Here is an 18,405-nt window from a genome sequence, read left to right as displayed (position 1 = left end):
GCCCGGCGCGGCGCGGCGCGGCCCGGCCCGGCGCGGCGCGGCCTGGCCTGGGCATGGCAGGGAGGCAGGCAGGCAGGGGAGGGCAGGGCAAGGCAGGAAGGCAGGGCAGGGGAGGGCGGGGCGGGCATGGCAGAGGGCGCCCGGGGTGACGTCGGGCGCCCTCTGCCGCGTAACGGACTGCCAGGACTACTGCGCGTCGGCCGCCTGGGCCTTCAGCGCGCGGTCCACGCCCGCGCGGGCCTCGGAGACGAGGCGGCGCAGGGCCGCGTTCGGCTCGGCCGAGGCCAGCCAGGCGTCCGTCTTGTCCAGGGTCTCCCGGGAGACCTGGACCGCCGGGTAGAGGCCGATCGCGATCTGCTGGGCGATCTCGTGCGAACGGGAGTCCCAGATGCCCTTGACGACCTCGAAGTACCGGTCCGTGTACGGCGCGAGCAGCTCACGCTGGTCGGTCTGGACGAAGCCGCCGATGACCGCCTCCTGCACGGCGTTCGGCAGCTCGTCGGAGTCCACGACCGACGCCCACGCCTCCGCCTTGGCCTCCGGGGTCGGCCGGGCGGCCCGCGCGGTCGCCGCGTGCCGCTCACCGGCGGCCGTCCTGTCCCGCTCGTACTCGGCGGCGATGTCCGCCTCGTCGAAGGTCCCCACGGCCACCAGCCGCTGGACGAACGCCCAGCGCAGCTCGGTGTCGACGGCCAGGCCCTCGATGGTCTGGCCTCCGTCGAGCAGCGACTCCAGGAGGTCGATCTGCTCCGGCGTACGGGCGGTGGCCGCGAACGCGCGCGCCCACGCCAGCTGGTGGTCGCTGCCCGCCGCCGAGGACCGCAGATGCGCCAGCGTGGCGTCCGTCCAGCGGGTCAGCAGGGCCTCGCGGGTGGCCGGGGCGGCGTACAGGTCGATGGCGAGCTTGACCTGGCGGTGCAGCGACTGGACCACCCCGATGTCGGACTCCTTGCCGATGCCGGACAGCACCAGGGACAGGTAGTCGCGGGTGGGCAGTTCGCCGTCCCGGGTCATGTCCCAGGCGGACGCCCAGCACAGGGCGCGCGGCAGGGACGACTCGAAGTCGCCGAGGTGCTCGGTGACGAAGGCGAGCGACTGCTCGTCGAGGCGGACCTTGGCGTACGACAGGTCGTCGTCGTTGAGCAGGACGACCTCCGGCCTGCGCTTGCCGACCAGCTGCGGTACGGCCGTCAGCTCGCCGTCGATGTCCAGCTCCACGCGCTCGTCGCGCACCAGCTTGCCGCTGTCGTCGTCGAGTTCGTACAGACCGACGGCGATGCGGTGCGGGCGCAGGATCGGCTCGCCCTTGGCGCCGGCCGGGAGCGCCGGGGCCTCCTGGCGGATCGCGAAGGACGTGATGACACCCTGGGCGTCCGTCTCGATCTCGGGACGGAGGATGTTGATGCCGGCGGTCTGGAGCCACTTCTGCGACCAGGTGCCGAGGTCACGGCCGGAGGTCTCCTCCAGCGCGCCGAGCAGGTCGGACAGGCGGGTGTTGCCGAACGCGTGCGCCTTGAAGTACGCCTGCACGCCCGCGAAGAACTCGTCCATGCCGACGTACGCCACGAGCTGCTTCAGGACGGACGCGCCCTTGGCGTAGGTGATGCCGTCGAAGTTGACGAGGACGTCGTCCAGGTCGCGGATCTCGGCCATGATCGGGTGGGTGGACGGCAGCTGGTCCTGCCGGTACGCCCAGGTCTTCATGGAGTTGGCGAACGTGGTCCACGAGTGCGGCCAGCGCGACTGCGGGTAGTACGCCTGGCAGGCGATGGAGGTGTACGTGGCGAACGACTCGTTCAGCCACAGGTCGTTCCACCACTCCATGGTGACCAGGTCGCCGAACCACATGTGAGCCAGCTCGTGCAGAATCGTCTCCGCGCGCAGCTCGTACGCGGCGTCGGTCACCTTCGACCGGAACACGTACTGGTCCCGGATGGTGACCGCGCCCGCGTTCTCCATCGCGCCCGCGTTGAACTCCGGCACGAACAGCTGGTCGTACTTCTCGAACGGGTACGCGTAGTCGAACTTCTCCTGGAACCAGTCGAAGCCCTGCCGCGTGACCTCGAAGATCGCGTCCGAGTCGAGGTACTCGGCGAGGGAGGGCCGGCAGTAGATGCCGAGGGGCACCGACTGTCCGTCCTTCTCGTACACGCTGTGGACGCTGTGGTACGGCCCGACGATGAGCGCGGTGATGTAGCTGGAGATCCGCGGGGTCGGCTCGAAGGCCCAGACGTCGTCCTGGGGCTCGGGCGTCGGGGAGTTGGAGATGACGGTCCAGCCGGACGGCGCCTTCACGGTGAACCGGAAGGTGGCCTTGAGGTCCGGCTGCTCGAAGGACGCGAAGACGCGGCGGGCGTCCGGCACCTCGAACTGCGTGTACAGGTAGGCCTGTTCGTCGACCGGGTCGACGAACCGGTGCAGACCCTCACCGGTGTTGGTGTACGCGCAGTCCGCGACGACCCGCAGGACGTTACGGCCCTCCAGCAGGCCCGGCAGCGCGATCCTGGAGTCCTTGAAGAGCCCCTCCGCGTCGAGGGTGTCCCCGTTCAGCGTGACCTCGTGGACGGTGGGCGCCACCAGGTCGATGAAGGACTCGGCGTCCCCCTCCGCGACGTCGAAGCGCACCGTCGTGACGGACCGGTAGGTCCCTCCCTCCTGCGCGCCGGAGAGGTCGAGATCGATCTCGTACGAGTCAACGGTGAGCAGCTTCGCCCGCTGCTGCGCCTCTTCGCGAGTCAGGTTTGTGCCAGGCACGCGGTCATCTCCTCGGATATGTGTCGGTTGCGTCATCCTTCCACGGGACACCTGCCGGAGGCGACGACGTTCCGGGCAGGCGGCCGTCCACCCCGCTGCCCGTCTCGGCGGCCGGAGCGCCACGTCCGGATTCCGCCGGTGAGGCCGGGCGGTGAGCGGGAGGCTCGTGACATGACCACCCAGGCAGCCCCCCACACCGTCATCCGCCCGGCCACGCACCCGGCCAAGCACCCGGCCACCCATGTCGCGCGGCCCGTCCCGCCGGACGTCCTCGACGAGCTGCGCTCCACCGACGACGCGGGTCGCCCGGCCGTCCCGCTCACCGACGAGGAGGGCGGCGCCCCGCTGCGCTGCTGTCTGCGCCACAGCGAGCCCGGCGAGCTGATCGCGTTGGTCTCCTACGCCCCGCTGCGCCGCTGGGCGGCCGCGACCGGCGCCGACCCCGGCCCGTACGACGAGCAGGGCCCGGTCTTCATCCACGCACGCGCGTGCCGGGGCCCGGCCGGGGAAGGCCTGCCGTTCACCGGCGCCCGTCGCGCCGTGCGCCGCTACTCCGCCGCCGGGCGCATCCTGGGCGGCCGGCTCGTCGAGGACCTCGACGGGTTCGACGCGGCCTTCGCCGAGGCGTTCACCGACCCCGAGGTCGCCCTCGTCCACGTCAGGGCCGTCGAGTACGGCTGCTTCCTGTACGAGGTACACCGAAGCTGACCACGCGGCCCGGCCCGGGCCTGGCCCTGGCCCTGGCCTCGATCCTGCCCTGGCCCTGGCCCTGGCTCTGGCCCTGGCCCTGGCCCTGGCTCTGGCCCTGGCTCTGGCCCTGGCCCTGGCTCTGCCCTGGCTCTGGCCCTGCCCCTGCCCCCGGCCTCGGCCCGGCCGTGACCCCGACCTCGGCCCTGACCTCGACCTCGGCCCTGACCTCGGCCCTGACCTCGGCCCCGACCTCGGCCCCGACCTCGGCCCTGACCTCGGCCTCAGCCCTGACCCCGACCTCGGCCTCGGGTCGGCCCGGACGTGGGGGAGGGGCGGGTGCGTGCCGCACCCGCCCCTCCTCGCCGCTCGGGAACCCCCGGGCGTCAGCTCTTGAGCTCGGCCGCCACCAGCTCCGCGATCTGGACGGCGTTCAGGGCCGCGCCCTTGCGGAGGTTGTCGCTGGAGATGAACAGGGCGAGGCCGTGCTCCACGGTCTCGTCCTCGCGGATGCGGCCCACGAACGACGGGTCCTTGCCGGCCGCCTGGAGCGGGGTCGGGATGTCGGAGAGGGCCACGCCCGGGGCGCCGCCCAGCAGCTCCGTCGCGCGCTCGGCGCTGATCGGGCGCGCGAAACGGGCGTTGACCTGGAGGGAGTGGCCGGAGAAGACCGGGACGCGCACACAGGTGCCGGAGACCTTCAGCCCGGGGATCTCCAGGATCTTGCGGGACTCGTTGCGGAGCTTCTGCTCCTCGTCGGTCTCGTTCAGGCCGTCCTCGACGACCGAGCCCGCGAGCGGGATCACGTTGAAGGCGATGGGGCGCTTGTAGACCTGCGGCTCCGGGTAGTCGACCGACTCGCCGTCGTGCGTCAGCCGGTCCGCGTCGGGCACGACCTTCTGTGCCTGCCCGTGCAGTTCCGCCACGCCCGCGAGGCCCGAGCCGGACACCGCCTGGTACGTCGCGACGACCAGCGCCTCCAGACCGGCCTCCTCGTGCAGCGGCTTCAGGACCGGCATCGCGGCCATCGTCGTGCAGTTCGGGTTGGCGATGATGCCCTTGGGGCGGTCCACGATCGCGTGCGGGTTCACCTCGGAGACGACCAGGGGCACCTCGGGGTCCTTGCGCCACGCCGACGAGTTGTCGATCACGACCGGGCCCTGCGCGGCGACCTTCTCGGCCAGCGCCCGCGAGGTCGCGCCGCCGGCGGAGAACAGGACGATGTCGAGGTTCGCGTAGTCGGCCGTCGCCGCGTCCTCCACCGTCACGCCGTCCAGGACCGTCCCCGCCGAACGGGCCGACGCGAACAGACGCAGCTCCGTGACGGGGAAGTCACGCTCCTTGAGGATCCTGCGCATGACCGTGCCGACCTGACCGGTGGCTCCGACGATTCCGACCCTCACGGCGACTCCTTGCTCTGTTCACGGCTCTTTACGGACTTTTCCATCATGCGGCCGACCCCGGCCCACCTGTCCAATTCTTTGCCCACCATGCCCGAGGACTGGGACGCCCGCCGGTGTGACGTACGCCTCCCGAGGATTCCCCACGGCGCCGGCGAACGTTTTCGCGCGCCACGGCGTCGTAGAGGAAACGCGGTAGGGAGGGGTGCTGTGCTGCGCAGAAAAGCCCGGCGCGCCCAGGGGGACGGGTCCGGACAGGGCGACGATCCGCTGGACGCGGCGCAGGAACGCCGGGTGCGGACGGTACTCGCGCTGGGCGGGGTGCCGCAGGCGGACCTGCCGGACGGGGTACAGCAGGTCCGCCTGCGGCTCCTGGAGCGCGCGGCGAAGGGGTACGAGACGCCGCGCGACGTCTCCGCGTGGGCGGCGGTCGTCGCCTCCAACCTCGCCATGGACTGGCACCGTGCCAAGCGCCGCCAGGAGCGGCTGGGGGAGCGGCTGGCCTCGCTGAGCCAGCACGAGTTCCCCTCCGGAGAGGACACCAGCGTGCTCTCCCTCGCCGTCGCACAGGGCCTGGACAACCTGCCCGACGCCCAGCGCCAGGTTCTCGTCCTGCGTTTCTACGCCGACCTGCCGGTGCGCTCGATAGCCCAGGAACTGGGCGTGCCGGAGGGCACGGTCAAGAGCCGCCTGCACACGGCGGTCCGGGCCCTGCGCGCCCGCCTGCACGAAGACGAGGTGGTGTGACGTGACCGCCCGACCCGGACACGGAGACGAACCGCACGACGAGAGCCGCGACGATCACGAGAGCCGCAACGATCACGAGAGTCACGACGCGTACGACAGCCACGACGCGTACGAGGGCCGGGACGGACAGGAGGGGTACGACGGCATGGACGCGTTGATGGCCGCCGTTCTCGACGTGCCCCTCTCCGGCCTCTCCGAGGAAGCCCGCGCCGATACCGCCTACCTGGCCGCCCACCGCTCGGCGACCGCCGACGTGGCGCTCCTGCGCGAGCAGCTCGGTGTCCTCGCGGACGTCCTGACCGAGCCGGTGCGCGAGCGGACGCAGGCCCCGGCGTCCGCCCCGGCCGCCGTACCGGGGCGGACGCGGGCATCGGCGCCCGCCCCGGTACGACAGCTGCGCCCACCGCGCCGGGTCCGTCCCCTCGGCCTGCGGCTCGCCGGGGTGGCCGCCGCCGGTGCGCTGGTGCTGGGAGGCGGGTGGGTGGTCGTCCAGGTCGGCCAGGGGGTGGCCGGCAGCGCGTCGGGCAAGAGCGCCGACAGCGGGGCGGCGTCCGACGAGAAGGCCGACGCGTCGGCGGGCGGCGGGTCGAGCCTCCTCGGCGATCCCGGCTATCTGGCCTGCGCCCGGCTCGTCGTCGAGGGGGACGTCACCGCCGTCGGCCGGGTGGCGGGCACCACCCGGGAGCGGGTCACCGTGCACGTCACCCACGCCTACCGGCCGGCCGCCGGGAGCGGGCCCGAGGTCGGCTTCGTGCTGGAGGAGGACATGGACCCGCTGCTGCGCGAGGGCGACCACGTCCTGGTCGCCCTGTCGAAGGGGTCCACCACCCCCGACGTCTGGGCGGTCGGCGAGCCCGACATCGCCCAGGAACGAGAGGCGCTCACCCGGGCCCTTCCCGAGGCGGAGGGCGTCACCTGCGGATAGGCGGGGCACGCCGTGACACGGCGAAGGGCGGGCGCCCCGGTGGACGCCCGCCCCTGTCGACCGCTGCCGGTCGGCCCCTACCGGTCGACCACCATCGGTCGACCGGTCAACCGGTACCGGTTACGGAGTGACCTTCTCGATGGCCACGTTGCCGATGCCCGCGACGGTGCCCCGCGCGTTCACCAGCTGGACCTGGCCGAAGAAGGCGCGGCCCTCGGGCGCGGCGGCCGCGGCGGTGACGGTCGCGGAGACCGACGCCGAGGCGCCCGTGCCGAGCTTCACCGGCGTCGAGTCGTCGACGGTGACGGTGCCGAGCGTGGACGAGAAGAACACGTCCAGGTAGTCGTAGGCCGTCGTGCCGGCCGGGACCGAGTAGCCCGCGACCTCGATGGTGTACGTGCCGGCGGCGGGCGACGGGATGGAGACCGCCTCCTCCGAGTCACCGTCGGCCTGCTGGGCGACCTGGTTGCCGGCCGCGTCGAAGACCGTCAGGTCCAGGTCGGCGGAGGCGTCGGAGACGTTGCCGATCGAGACGTTCAGCGACTTGGCGCCGGCCGGGACCTCGACCGTGGTGGTGTCGGTCGCGCCGTTCGCGATGGTCGGGCGGGTCGCCTTGGACGAGCCGAGCGGGCCGCCGGCCAGCTTGCCGTCGATGGCGGCGAAGTTGTTCGTGACCTTCCACGAGACGAGGGTCGGGGTGCCGACCTTCGTCTCGGGCACGGTCACGGTCGCCGGGTCGAAGGCCGCGCCGTAGACGGTGGCGTCCAGCTTGTACGGGTTGTCGAGCAGCGGCGAGGTGCGGCGCGACTCGACCTCGATCTCCCAGACGCCCGGCTGCGGGTCGGCGTAGGAGCGGGCGTCGGGCTTGCAGCCGTTGCCGTCGAGGTAGTTGTTGTAGCAGTAGATCGTGGAGCTGTCCTCGACCGCGACACCGTAGGGGTGGATCGAGATGAACCGGGTCTGGCTCTTGTCCTTGAGTCCGCCGATCGCGACCTCGAACGCCTTGGCGCCCTCGGGCACGGTCAGGAAGTAGGACTGCGAGCTGTTGCGCTGCACGGTGTTCGACGCGTGGAACGTGTAGTTCACCGGGGTCGAGACGACGACCGTGTTGAGGATCTGCTTGTCGAGGCCCTCGGTCTTCGGGTCGTCGACCTCCAGGATCGCGCTGGCGATGCCCGCGGCCTTCGGCTGGGCCTGGATCCTGACCGTCACCGGCTTGTTCAGCGACAGCTTCACCTCGTCCGAGCCGAGGATCTTGAAGGTGCCGGCCGCGTTGTTCCCGAGGTGCAGCTCGTGGCGGATCGCCTTGTCGGCGCCGGACGTACGGGTGATGGTGACGTCGTACGTCTTCTTCTGACCGGCCTTCAGGCCGCCCTCGCGGTCGTAGATGCCGGTGCCGAAGCCCGGCGTCTTCAGCGCGAAGTCGAGCGCGGTGTCGACCGGCGCCTTGACGGCGTAGTCGTGGGCGGTGGCGCCCTTCCTGATGGACTTCCAGGCGTCCACGATGTTGATGGCGCCCGCGCCCTCCTCGTACGCCTGAAGACCCTTGATGTGGTCGGCGGTCGAGGTCAGCGCCGTGCGCAGGATCGCCGGGGTGAGCGCGACCTTGGCCTGCTTGGCGGCCGAGATGAGCAGCGCCGAGGCGCCCGCGGCCTGCGGGGAGGCCATCGAGGTGCCCTGCAGCATCGAGTAGCCGGCCGGCAGCGTGTAGCCCGACTCGGCGACCGGGGCGCCCGGCAGCCAGGTCTGGGTGGTGTTGATCGCGGCGCCCGGGGCGACGAGCGTCGGCGTGAAGCCGCCGTCCTCACGCGGGCCGCGCGAGGAGAAGGGCAGCAGCGCGTACTTCTTCGTCACCTGCGAGCCGTAGTTGGCGGCCCAGGTCTCCTTGGAGATGGCCGCGCCGACCGAGATCACCTTGTCGGCCAGACCGGGGTCGCCGATGGTGTTCGCGCCGGGGCCCTCGTTGCCCGCGGAGATCACGAGCTGGACGCCGTAGGTGTCGATGAGGCGCGTGTAGAGCTCGGCGCGCGCGTTGTTGCCGTCGTTCAGGCCCGGCAGACCGCCGATCGACATGTTGACGATGTCGACGCCGCGGTTGGCGACCAGGTCGATCATGCCCTCGGTGAGGGCGACGTTGGTGCAGCCGCCGGTCCAGGTGCAGGCACGGGAGGAGACGATCTTCGCGCCGGGGGCGGCGCCATTCATCTTGCCGCCGAACAGCCCGTTCGCGGCGGTGATGCCGGCGACGTGGGTGCCGTGCTCGGACTCGATGACGCCGATGTTGACGAAGTCGGCCTTCTTGCCGACCCAGTCCCCGCCGTAGGGGTCCATCGGCACGTCCTTGCGGATCTGCACGACGAACGGCTGGCGCTCCACGACGTCGGTGGACGGGTTGTCGGTACCGAAGTAGCCGACCTGGTAGCCGTCCTTGTACGGCTTCAGCGGTGTGTCGTCGCCGAAGTCATGGTTGTTGTTCAGGTCGACGCGGACCGTGCCGGCTGCCGCGTCGTACAGCACGCCCCACACGTCGGTGGTGTCGCCGTCGCGGTTGGCGTCGCCCTTGGCGTCACCGCCGGTGGTGGCCGACTCCTTGAAGGTGCTGATCTGGTACGAGCCCGCGGGCGCCGTCCACGTCGTACCGCCGAACGTGAAGGACGGGCCGGAGACGGCGGTGACCATCGGGCGCCAGGTGGCGTCGCTGTCGAGGATCGGGTCGGTCGCCGTCACCCAGTCGACGATCTTGCGCTCGCCGGTGGTGGTCTTCTGGAGCGCGGGGTGCCCAAGGTCCACGCCGGAGTCGAGGACGCCGATGGTGACACCGCGGCCGTCCGCCTTCGGGTTCTTCTTCACGAAGTCGACGGCGCCCGTCTCGAAGGACGGGTTGTACGGGTTCTCGGCGGGGGTGTTCCTGCCGGGGGCCGAGTAGGTCTTCGCCGTGGCCGAGGACGTGGCGCCCTTGGCGGCGTCCGCGCTCGGCGTCGGGTCGTCGAGCGCGATCTCCTGGCGCAGGTCGATGCCGTGCACGGAGGACAGCTTCGCGGCGGCCGCGATGGCGGAGTCGGCCTTGGCCGTCGGGACGGTGGCGCGGACGTAGCCGACCTTGTCGTAGGACTGGCCCACGGAGCCGCCCTTGACCGCGTCCAGCTCCTTGGCGACCTGCTCGGTCTGGCCGGGGGCGGTCGCGACCATCAGCGTGACGTTCTTGTCCCCGGCGGCCTTGGCCTCGGCGAGGAGGTCGGCGTCGTCGGAGCCGAGCTTGTCGTGGGCGGACTTCGCGCCCGGGTCGGCCGCGGCCGGGGTCTGGCCGGCGTCGGCGGAGAAGGCCATGGGTATCGGGCCGGCCGCGGACAGCGCGGCCACCAGGCCCGCGGCCACGGCTATCCGGGTCACACGTCTTGCGCCCGATATCGGTTCACGCTGGGGGGTGAGGGTCATCGGCATCCCTTGTAGGTAAAGGAACGAGCACCACGTGACCAGGCCGTTCCTGCCTGATCACGGTCGTCCGGAATGCGGTCCCGGATGACCGTGAAGCTTTACCTAAGGGACAGCTGTTTGGGGAGAGTTGACCGAATCGATATGGATGTATGGGGAAAACCCTCTACGAGCCCCCTGTGCGAGGGCTGTCCGCCGGTTGTGCGGGTTTCGGTCGGTCCTTCGGTCAGACGTCCTTGGCGCGGGCGTAGTGCCGGGAGGCCTTCGCGCGGTTGCCGCAGGCCGCCATGGAGCACCAGCGGCGGGTGCCGTTGCGTGAGGTGTCGAAGAAGTGCAGCACGCAGTCCTCGTGCGCGCAGCCGCGGATCCGGTCGGGGGCGGCGGAGAGCAGCTCCAGGTAGTTCCGGGCGGCCAGCCAGCCGGGCCCCCAGGCGTCGTCCCCGAACTCGGCCCGCTCGCCGGGTCCTTCGGCGGTGAGGGTGGGCCGGATCCGCCCGTGTCCGAGCACGGTGTCGACGCCGGCGGTGTCCGCCGGGCCGTCCACCGCGGCCTTCAGTGCGTCACGCGTGCGGAGGGTGTGCCGCAGGGTCGCCGCGTCGGCCGCGAACCGCTCGTCCAGCCCGTTCGCGGCGAGCCACACGGCGAGCCCGTCCGTGTCCCGCAGCAGATCCTGGACGGCGCCCTCCCGTACCCACCGCGTGTTGAGCAGGTCGAGCGCGAGGGGCTCGCCGGTGAGGGGGCGGAGGTCGGGGGCGGTGGCGGACATCGGGGGCTCCTTCCGGGCTAACCGCTCAAGAGTACGTGACCGGTTGACACGCTTGATTCTAACCCTTAATCTCCATGTGAGAGGTTAAATACGCGATCGGTGTGCGGGGATCCGAGGGGCTCCGCCGGGGCCGAGGAGGTCGAGCAGGTCATGGGCGTCTACCACTGCGGCTCGCGTGCGGTTCAGGACCGCGTCGGGGTCCGTGACCTCGCCGATCACATGGGCCGGGCGATCGGCGAGGGCATCAGGCCGGTCGTCGCCGCCTTCCTGGAACTCCAGCCGCTGCTGGTCCTGGGCGCGGCCGACCCGGTGGGGGGCCGGGTGTGGGCGTCGGCGGTCACGGGAGCCCCCGGCTTCGTCCGGGCCACCGGACCCCGCCGGATCTCGGTCGCCACCGGCACCTCCCGCACGTACACGCCCAGCGGTGCGGACGGGCCGCCCCCGGCCGACCCCCTCGCGGCGGCGCTGGCCACCCCCGGGACCCCCGTGGGCACGATCGCCCTCGATCCGCGCACCCGACGCCGGGTACGGCTGAACGGCCGACTGCGGCCCACCCCGCGCGGTTTCGCCGTCGAGACCGACCGGGTGTTCGCCAACTGCCCCAAGTACATACAGCGCAGGGAGACCTACGAGACGGTCGGCCGCACCCCCGGCAGCCCGCGTCGCGGCACCGAACTGACCCCCGAGCAGCGGGAGTTCCTCGCCGCCGCCGACACCTTCTTCCTCGCCACCCGCCATCCCGACGGCACCGGCGCCGAACTCAGTCACCGCGGCGGCGACCCCGGCTTCGTGCACGTCGCCTCCCCGCGCACACTCACCTGGCGCGACCACCCCGGCAACTCCATGTTCCTCACCCTGGGCAATCTCGCCACGGACCCCCGCGCCGGCCTGCTCTTCCTCGACTGGACGACGGGCCGCACCCTCCAGCTCACGGGCGAGGCCCGCACCCGGTTCGCGCCCGACGGCGAACGTACGGTTCACTTCACCGTCACGGAGGCCGTCGACACCCCCGCCGCGCTGCCGCTGTGCTGGTCCGCGCCGGAATACTCCCCTGCGAACCCGGACCCGACCGGCTAACGTCCCCCCATGCGCAAGAAGTTGAGGGTGGCGGCCTATGCCGTCTGCGTCCGTGACGGACAGCTCCTGCTCGCCCGCTCGCCGGCCCCCGACGGCACCCTCGAGTGGGTGCTGCCCGGCGGTGGCATGGAGCACGGCGAGGACCCCCTCGACACCGTCGTGCGCGAACTGGACGAGGAGACCGGCTACCGCGTCGAGGTCACCGGCCTGCTCGGCATCGACTCCTCGCACCACACCTCCCGCCGCGGGGGACTGCGCGGTCCCGTGGACCACCACGGCGTCCGGGTCGTCTACGAGGGCCGGGTCGTCGGAGGCGAACTGCGCAACGAGGTGAACGGATCCACCGATCTGGCCGCCTGGCACGACCTGGACGCGGTGCCCGCCCTCACCCGGGTCCGGCTGGTCGACATCGCGCTGAAGCTGTGGCACGAACGGCCGGTGGACGGACGGGTGTTCGCGCCCCCGCCGGCCGGTCCCGGGGCATGAGCCGAACCCCGTGAGCGATATCCCCTGAGCGGTTCCCCGTGAGCGACATCCCCTGAGCGGTTCCCCGTGAGATGAACGCGGAGTGACCGGCTCCGGGCGGTGGGCGGAGCAGCCGAGGTCCGCCCCGGTCCGATCGGGGCCCCGAGATCCACGTACGCGATCGGCGTTGCCCGTTGCGAAGGCGTTCACGCGCAGGCCACTCCCGGTGTCGAGCATCCGAGGGAGCGGGATGTTCGCTGCCGCGACCGCCCGCGCCCACCGTCGACGCGTTCGTACCCGGGGAGATCGCGCCATGCCGCGCGCACGGACCACGCCGACCTCTCCCAGGCCGGTCTGGCGGCCCTCTACCGTGAGCTGTCCGCGAACGCCCGGTTCGACGGGGCACGGCCGACGGGCGCCGCGAAGGGTTGCAACACGGAGCTGCTCCTGAGGAAGGGCGGCCGCAGGCGATCCGCCCGACGTGATTCGCCCTGAGCGTCACCTCTTGCGCAGCCACGGCACCAACTGCGCCACGCCCCACGCCGCTTCCACGCCGAGGAAGGGCCACAGCACCCCCGGGGCGCCTTGCGCCAGCGCGTACGCCATCCACGCCGTGAACAGCGCGCGGGCGACGCCGTCGAGCAGTCCGTGCACCGCCAGCGGTCCGGTCAGGCGCAGGACGGCCCAGACGATCACGACCGACCCCATCAGGTTCGCGAACAGGGTCTGGATCGGGTCGGTCTGCGGGAACGTGCCCAGCCCCCACACCCGGCTCCACGACGACAGCACGTCATGGACCAGCGCGTACGTCCACGGCGTCGCGAAGCCGGCCGTGACGACGAGGTCGTACCAGGCGCTCGCGCGGACGACACGGGCATAGGGGCGGCGGTAGGGATCGAGGAGCGGGGTGGAAGTGGTCATGAGGGCGACGCTAAACACTGGACTACGCTCCAAGGTCAAGCGTCGGACCGCTACCTGACGGAGGCTCCCGCATGCGCATCGGCGAGCTGGCTGCCCGCACCGGCACCACCCGGGACACCATCCGCTTCTACGAGAGGATCGGTCTCGTCGAGGGCCGCCGACTGCCCAACGGGTACCGCGACTTCGCGCCGGAGGCGGTGGAGTGGCTGGCCTACGTCCGTACCGCGCAGACCCTGGGGTTCACCCTCGCGGAGATCGCCCGGCACGGCGAGGAACTCCGCGAGGCCCCGGACTCCGCGGACGCCCTCTCCGCCCTCTTCGAGCAGAAGATCCAGATCGTCGACGCCCGCATGGCCGAACTCGCCGCCCTCCGCGCCGAACTCGCCGAGCGCGTCGGCACGGGCTGCCCGCTGCGCACGGCGTGACGGGCGTGACGGCATGAGGAGGGGCCGTCGGGTCACGCCCGACGGCCCCTCCTCTCCCCTCCTGGCCCCGCCCCGGTCCGTCACTATCGGGGCAGCACCACGACATACGCTGCAGGGTCCCTGTCGCCCGAGGCCATCAACGCCGTGCGGACCACCGCCGCCTGCTGTTCCATCGTGTCCCGCAGCTTCTTCGGCGTGATGTGCACGACCGTGATGCCGAGCCGCTCCAGATGCTCGCGCTTGCGGGCGTACTCCGACCAGAGGGCGTCCTCGTCCTGCCTCGGCGCCCGGGTGTCCAGCTCGACCGCCACCGCCTGATCCGGCCAGTACGCGTCCAGACCCCCCAGGTGGGGACCGCCCGGCAGACGGAGGTCCACGTTCCAGACCGGGTCGGGAAGGCCGTACTCGTACACCATCGCGTACAGCCGGTCCTCCGCGATCGCGCGTCCCTCCGCCAGCAGCGAGTCCACCGCGTCCACCACGTGCGGGCGGCTCAGCAACTTGGCGTTGTTCAACTCCCGCACCACTGCGGCCGGTTCGCAGTGGCCTCCGCGCACCGCCTCCGTCAGCAGCCGCTGTACCGTCCCCGCGTCCGTCAGCCGGGCCACGGCGTCGGCGAGCGCGCGGGGCACCGGCGCCACCGGAACTCCCGTGGCCTGCTCGGGAGTCGGCAGGCTGCCCGTGCGGACGACATGGGCGCAGCCCGTCGAGCGCAGCCGGCGCAGCCGCGGGACCAGGACGTCGATGTGCTCCAGGGACGGCAGCGGGGGAGCGGACGCGACCCCGTGCAGGTTCAGGGCCGCCAGCCCGGTGATCATCGCCTCCTTGTACACCGGCCGGTGCGGGTCTCCGGCGCCCGGCTGGGTCGGCACCCCGGGCGGCGGTGTCGACGTGTCGCGGCCCGCGTACATCAGCACCGCGTGCAGCCGCTCCTCGCTGGTCGGCGGGCCGGGGTGGAGCAGGTACACGCCGGGGAGGATCTGCTGCCAGGGGCCGCCGGGACGGCTCTGCTCGTTCGCCTCGGCCGGTGCGACGCCGTGCGAGCGGAGCTGGGCCGTGGTGGTGACGCGGCGCTGTACGTCCGACAGGTGGCGGACGGGGCGGGGGGACGCCGAGGGAACCTGGGGGAGCGGGGTGTTGTGGTGGTTCATGCAACGGGGATTCCGCACCCGGCCTGTCTCGTAACCGCTGTTACACGCCTGTCGACAAATCCGGACAAGCTCGTCCTAAAGGACGGGTGTTCGGATGCCGATGGGGCGCCGAAAACCCCTGGTCCCGGATGGGGGAGCCAGGGGTTACGGGTCGGATTGCCTGAATTCCGTAACGGTGACCGTCAGCGGAATTCATGGCCAAAGCTCAGGGTTGGAGGCCTCGGTCGGTCCCGGCCCCCGCGCCACCCGCCCGCACGTCACTCGCCTGGGCGCCACCCGCCTGGGCGCTACCCGCCTGTGCCCGCAGGGACCGCGCCAGGTCGTCGCGCGCCTCCAGCACCAGCCGGCGCAGCGCCGGGGCCGCCGACTCGTGCGCCGTGAGCCACGCGTCCGTCGCCTCCAGCGTCGCAGGGGAGTCCTGGAGCGACGGGAACAGGCCCTTGACGACGGTCATCGCGATCTGGATCGACCGCTCGGCCCAGATCCGCTCGATCGACGCGAAGTACTTCTCCGCGTACGGCACGAGCAGCTCCCGCTGCGAGGGCTGGGCGAATCCCGCGATCGTCGCCTCCACCAGCGCGTTGGACAGCGAGTCCGACTCCACCAACCGGGCCCAGGCCTGCGCCTTGACCGCCGCCGACGGGCGGCCCGCGAGACAACGGACCTGATGCCGCTTGCCGGACGCCGTGTCGTCACGGGCCAGTTCGGCCGCCAGCGCCTTCTCGTCGGCGTACCCGTGCGCGACCAGCGGCTCCACGAACACCCAGCGCAGCTCCTGGTCCACCTCCAGGCCGTCGATCTTCGCCGAGCCGTTCAGCAGGCCCTGGAGCAGCTCGAAGTCGGAGTCGGAGGACGCCACCGTCGCGAAGAAGCGCGCCCAGGCCAGCTGGTGCTCGCTGCCCGGCTCGGCCGCCCGCAGATCCCGCAACGCGGTGTCGGCCAGCATCGCCTCGCCCGTCCGCCGCCAGGACCGCGGCGCGTAGTGGACCAGCGCCGAGTCCGCCCACGCGTGCAGCATCTGCAGGACGCCGATGTCGGACTCGCGGCGTGCGAACCGCCTCACCAGGTCCACGAACTCGGGCGCGGGCAGCAGCGCGTCCCGGGTCAGGTTCCACAGCGCCGACCAGCACAGGGCCCGGGCCAGCGGGTCGGACATCGAACCCAGGTGCTCGCGCAGCGTGGCCAGCGAGGTCTCGTCGAAGCGGATCTTGCAGTACGTCAGGTCGTCGTCGTTGACCAGCACCAGCTCCGGGGCCTCGGCGCCCGCCAGCTCCGTCACGACGGTACGCGGACCGTCGACGTCCGTCTCGGCGCGCGCGTACCGCACGAGACGGCCGTCCTCGCGGCGGTACAGGCCGATCGCCACCCGGTGCGGCCGCAGTTCGGGGTACGCCTCGGCGGCCTCCTGGAGCACCGCCAGCTCGGCGATCCGGCCCCGCGGGTCCAGCAGCACCTGCGGGGTCAGCGAGTTCACGCCCGCCGTCTGCAGCCAGGACCGCGACCAGCCGCCCATGTCCCGGCCGCTGGTCTCCGCGAGCACCGACAACAGGTCACCGAGGCGCGTGTTGCCGTACGCGTGCCGCTTGAAGTAGCGCCGCGCGCCCTCGAGGAACGCGTCCTGGCCGACGTACGCCACCAGTTGCTTCAGGACGGAGGCGCCCTTGGCGTACGTGATGCCGTCGAAGTTCAGCTTCGCGTCCTGGAGGTCGCGGATGTCGGCGGTGACCGGGTGGGTGGAGGGGAGCTGGTCCGCGCGGTAGGCCCACGCCTTGCGGCGGTTGGCGAAGGTGATCCAGGCGTCGGTGAAGCGGGTCGCGCCGACGTTCGCGAACGTGCCCATGAAGTCGGCGAAGGACTCCTTCAGCCACAGGTCGTCCCACCACACCATGGTGACCAGGTCGCCGAACCACATGTGCGCCATCTCGTGCAGGATGACGTTCGCCCGCGCCTCGTACGACGCCTGCGTCACCTTGCCCCGGAAGATGTACTCCTCGCGGAAGGTCACCAGACCCGGGTTCTCCATCGCGCCGAGGTTGTACTCGGGCACGAACGCCTGGTCGTACTTGCCGAACGGGTACGGGTAGTCGAAGTGGTCGTGGAAGAAGTCCAGGCCCTGCTTGGTGACGAGGAAGACGTCCGCGGAGTCGAAGTGGGGCGCCAGACCCTTGCGGCACATCGCGCCGAGGGGGATCTCCAGCGTCGTACCGTCACCCAGGTCGCGTGTGTACGTGTCCGTCACATAGTGGTACGGGCCGGCCACGACACAGGTGATGTACGTCGAGATCGGCTTCGTCTCCGCGAAGCGCCACACCCCGTCGGTGCGCTCGCCGACGCCGTTGCTCCACACCACCCACTCCTCGGGCGCCCGCACCTCGAAGCGGAACGGGGCCTTGAGGTCGGGCTGCTCGAAGCCCGCGAAGACCCGGCGGGCGTCGGCCGGCTCGTACTGGGTGTACAGGTACACCTCGCCGTCCTCCGGGTCGACGAAGCGGTGCAGGCCCTCGCCGGTACGGGAGTAGGCGCACCGGGCGTCGACGATCAGCTCGTTCTCCGTGGCCAGGTCCTCCAGCAGGATCCGGGTGCCGTCGAAGACCTCGCCCGGGTCGAGGTCGCGGCCGTTGAGGGAGACGGACGTCACACTCGGCGCGATCAGGTCCACGAAGCTCGACGCGCCGGGCTCGTTGCTGCGGAAGCGGATCGTGGTGACCGACCGGAAGGTGCGGGGCTCGTCCCCGGCCCGGTCGCCGACCGCCGACCGGATGTCGAGGGACACGTCGTACCCGTCGACGGACAGCAGGGCGGCCCGCTCCCGGGCCTCGTCGCGGGACAGGTTCTCACCGGGCACGGCGGTACTCCCTCAGTGCGTTGAGCACGGGCTTTCGGACAGGAGTGATCCTGCCACGCGCCCCTGACGCCGGGCAGCAGGGAATGTGCGGCAGGGACGGCGGTGTTCAGGGGGGAAAGGCCTATCTCATGAGGATTGCTCGAGGAGAGACATGTCGGAGAAGACCCCCGTCGACTTCTGGTTCGACCCGCTGTGCCCGTGGGCCTGGATGACCTCCCGGTGGGTGCTGGAAGTGGAGAAGGTCCGTGACATCGAGGTCCGCTGGCACGTGATGAGCCTCGCCGTCCTCAACGAGAACAAGCTCGACGAGCTGCCCGAGGAGTACCGCGAGATGCTCGCGGTCAAGGCCTGGCAGCCGGTGCGCGTGGTCACCGCCGCCTGGCAGCTGCACGGCGCCGACGTCCTCGGCCCCCTCTACACCGCGCTCGGCACCCGCATCCACAACAACGGCGAGGGCCCGACCGTGGAGGCCATCGCCGGTGCGCTCAAGGACGTCGGTCTGCCCGCGTCCCTGATCGAGTACGCCGAGCAGTCGGACTTCGAGTTCGACGCCCAGCTGCGCGCCTCCCACAAGGAGGGCATCGAGAAGGTCGGCCAGGACGTCGGCACCCCCGTCATCGCCGTCCCCGGCCCCGACGGTGAGCAGATCGCCTTCTTCGGTCCCGTGGTCACCCCCGCGCCGAAGGGCGAGGAGGCCGCCCGCCTCTGGGACGGCACCGTCGCCGTCGCCTCGGTCCCCGGTTTCTACGAGATCAAGCGCTCCCGCACCAAGGGCCCGGACTTCAGCAACCTGTGACGGCGGTGGTGCCC

Annotated in this window: 14 protein-coding genes; 7 read left to right on the top strand and 7 right to left on the bottom strand. The window is 71.6% G+C overall.

Features of this window, described 5'->3' with window-relative positions; translation table 11 throughout:
• Positions 1-186: 186 nt before the first annotated feature.
• On the bottom strand, positions 187-2,754 hold the full coding sequence (pepN, locus tag ACFWBD_RS39785) for an aminopeptidase N (RefSeq protein ID WP_385678560.1): 2,568 nt from the start codon (positions 2,752-2,754) through the stop codon (positions 187-189).
• 171 nt (positions 2,755-2,925) lie between these two features.
• Between pepN (ACFWBD_RS39785) and ACFWBD_RS39780 the strand changes: the two genes are divergently transcribed.
• Complete coding sequence (locus ACFWBD_RS39780) at positions 2,926-3,462, top strand: DUF1203 domain-containing protein (protein ID WP_385678557.1); 537 nt, start codon at positions 2,926-2,928, stop codon at positions 3,460-3,462.
• Positions 3,463-3,827: 365 nt separating this feature from the next.
• On the opposite strand, the gene ACFWBD_RS39775 is transcribed toward ACFWBD_RS39780, so the two are convergent.
• Complete coding sequence (locus ACFWBD_RS39775; RefSeq protein WP_385678554.1) at positions 3,828-4,844, bottom strand: aspartate-semialdehyde dehydrogenase; 1,017 nt, start codon at positions 4,842-4,844, stop codon at positions 3,828-3,830.
• Positions 4,845-5,051: 207 nt separating this feature from the next.
• Here ACFWBD_RS39775 and ACFWBD_RS39770 point away from each other — a divergent pair, with 207 nt between their 5' ends.
• A complete protein-coding gene (locus ACFWBD_RS39770) occupies positions 5,052-5,588 on the top strand; it encodes an RNA polymerase sigma factor (RefSeq protein ID WP_385678551.1) in 537 nt (178 codons plus the stop codon).
• Position 5,589: 1 nt separating this feature from the next.
• The gene (locus tag ACFWBD_RS39765) at positions 5,590-6,513 is read left to right on the top strand and encodes a hypothetical protein (protein WP_385678548.1); all 924 of its coding nucleotides are present in this window, start codon (positions 5,590-5,592) and stop codon (positions 6,511-6,513) included.
• Between the two features lie 120 nt (positions 6,514-6,633).
• Here the strand turns inward: ACFWBD_RS39765 and ACFWBD_RS39760 are convergent, their stop codons facing one another.
• On the bottom strand, positions 6,634-9,948 hold the full coding sequence (locus ACFWBD_RS39760; protein WP_385678545.1) for a S8 family serine peptidase: 3,315 nt from the start codon (positions 9,946-9,948) through the stop codon (positions 6,634-6,636).
• Between the two features lie 223 nt (positions 9,949-10,171).
• Complete coding sequence (locus ACFWBD_RS39755; protein ID WP_385678542.1) at positions 10,172-10,711, bottom strand: CGNR zinc finger domain-containing protein; 540 nt, start codon at positions 10,709-10,711, stop codon at positions 10,172-10,174.
• A gap of 150 nt (positions 10,712-10,861) precedes the next feature.
• Between ACFWBD_RS39755 and ACFWBD_RS39750 the strand changes: the two genes are divergently transcribed.
• Together ACFWBD_RS39750 and ACFWBD_RS39745 are read left to right on the top strand one after the other, a co-directional pair.
• Positions 10,862-11,788 (top strand): pyridoxamine 5'-phosphate oxidase family protein, encoded by a 927-nt coding sequence (locus ACFWBD_RS39750; RefSeq protein WP_385678539.1) that lies wholly within the window; start codon positions 10,862-10,864, stop codon positions 11,786-11,788.
• A gap of 9 nt (positions 11,789-11,797) precedes the next feature.
• Complete coding sequence (locus ACFWBD_RS39745; protein ID WP_385678536.1) at positions 11,798-12,274, top strand: NUDIX hydrolase; 477 nt, start codon at positions 11,798-11,800, stop codon at positions 12,272-12,274.
• Between the two features lie 477 nt (positions 12,275-12,751).
• On the opposite strand, the gene ACFWBD_RS39740 is transcribed toward ACFWBD_RS39745, so the two are convergent.
• A complete protein-coding gene (locus ACFWBD_RS39740) occupies positions 12,752-13,174 on the bottom strand; it encodes a hypothetical protein (protein ID WP_385678533.1) in 423 nt (140 codons plus the stop codon).
• Between the two features lie 71 nt (positions 13,175-13,245).
• Here ACFWBD_RS39740 and ACFWBD_RS39735 point away from each other — a divergent pair, with 71 nt between their 5' ends.
• On the top strand, positions 13,246-13,599 hold the full coding sequence (locus tag ACFWBD_RS39735; protein ID WP_385678530.1) for a MerR family transcriptional regulator: 354 nt from the start codon (positions 13,246-13,248) through the stop codon (positions 13,597-13,599).
• A gap of 83 nt (positions 13,600-13,682) precedes the next feature.
• On the opposite strand, the gene ACFWBD_RS39730 is transcribed toward ACFWBD_RS39735, so the two are convergent.
• The gene (locus ACFWBD_RS39730; RefSeq protein WP_385678527.1) at positions 13,683-14,750 is read right to left on the bottom strand and encodes a hypothetical protein; all 1,068 of its coding nucleotides are present in this window, start codon (positions 14,748-14,750) and stop codon (positions 13,683-13,685) included.
• A gap of 205 nt (positions 14,751-14,955) precedes the next feature.
• Positions 14,956-17,595 (bottom strand): aminopeptidase N, encoded by a 2,640-nt coding sequence (pepN, locus tag ACFWBD_RS39725; RefSeq protein ID WP_385678524.1) that lies wholly within the window; start codon positions 17,593-17,595, stop codon positions 14,956-14,958.
• Positions 17,596-17,746: 151 nt separating this feature from the next.
• Between pepN (ACFWBD_RS39725) and ACFWBD_RS39720 the strand changes: the two genes are divergently transcribed.
• A complete protein-coding gene (locus ACFWBD_RS39720; protein ID WP_385678521.1) occupies positions 17,747-18,391 on the top strand; it encodes a DsbA family protein in 645 nt (214 codons plus the stop codon).
• Positions 18,392-18,405: the final 14 nt, after the last annotated feature.

Source organism: Streptomyces sp. NPDC060002, from assembly GCF_042737245.1.
In the GTDB taxonomy this organism is placed as follows: domain Bacteria; phylum Actinomycetota; class Actinomycetes; order Streptomycetales; family Streptomycetaceae; genus Streptomyces.
The sequence above is the reverse complement of the archived record's forward strand: the minus strand, read 5'-3'. Positions and strand labels throughout refer to the sequence as shown.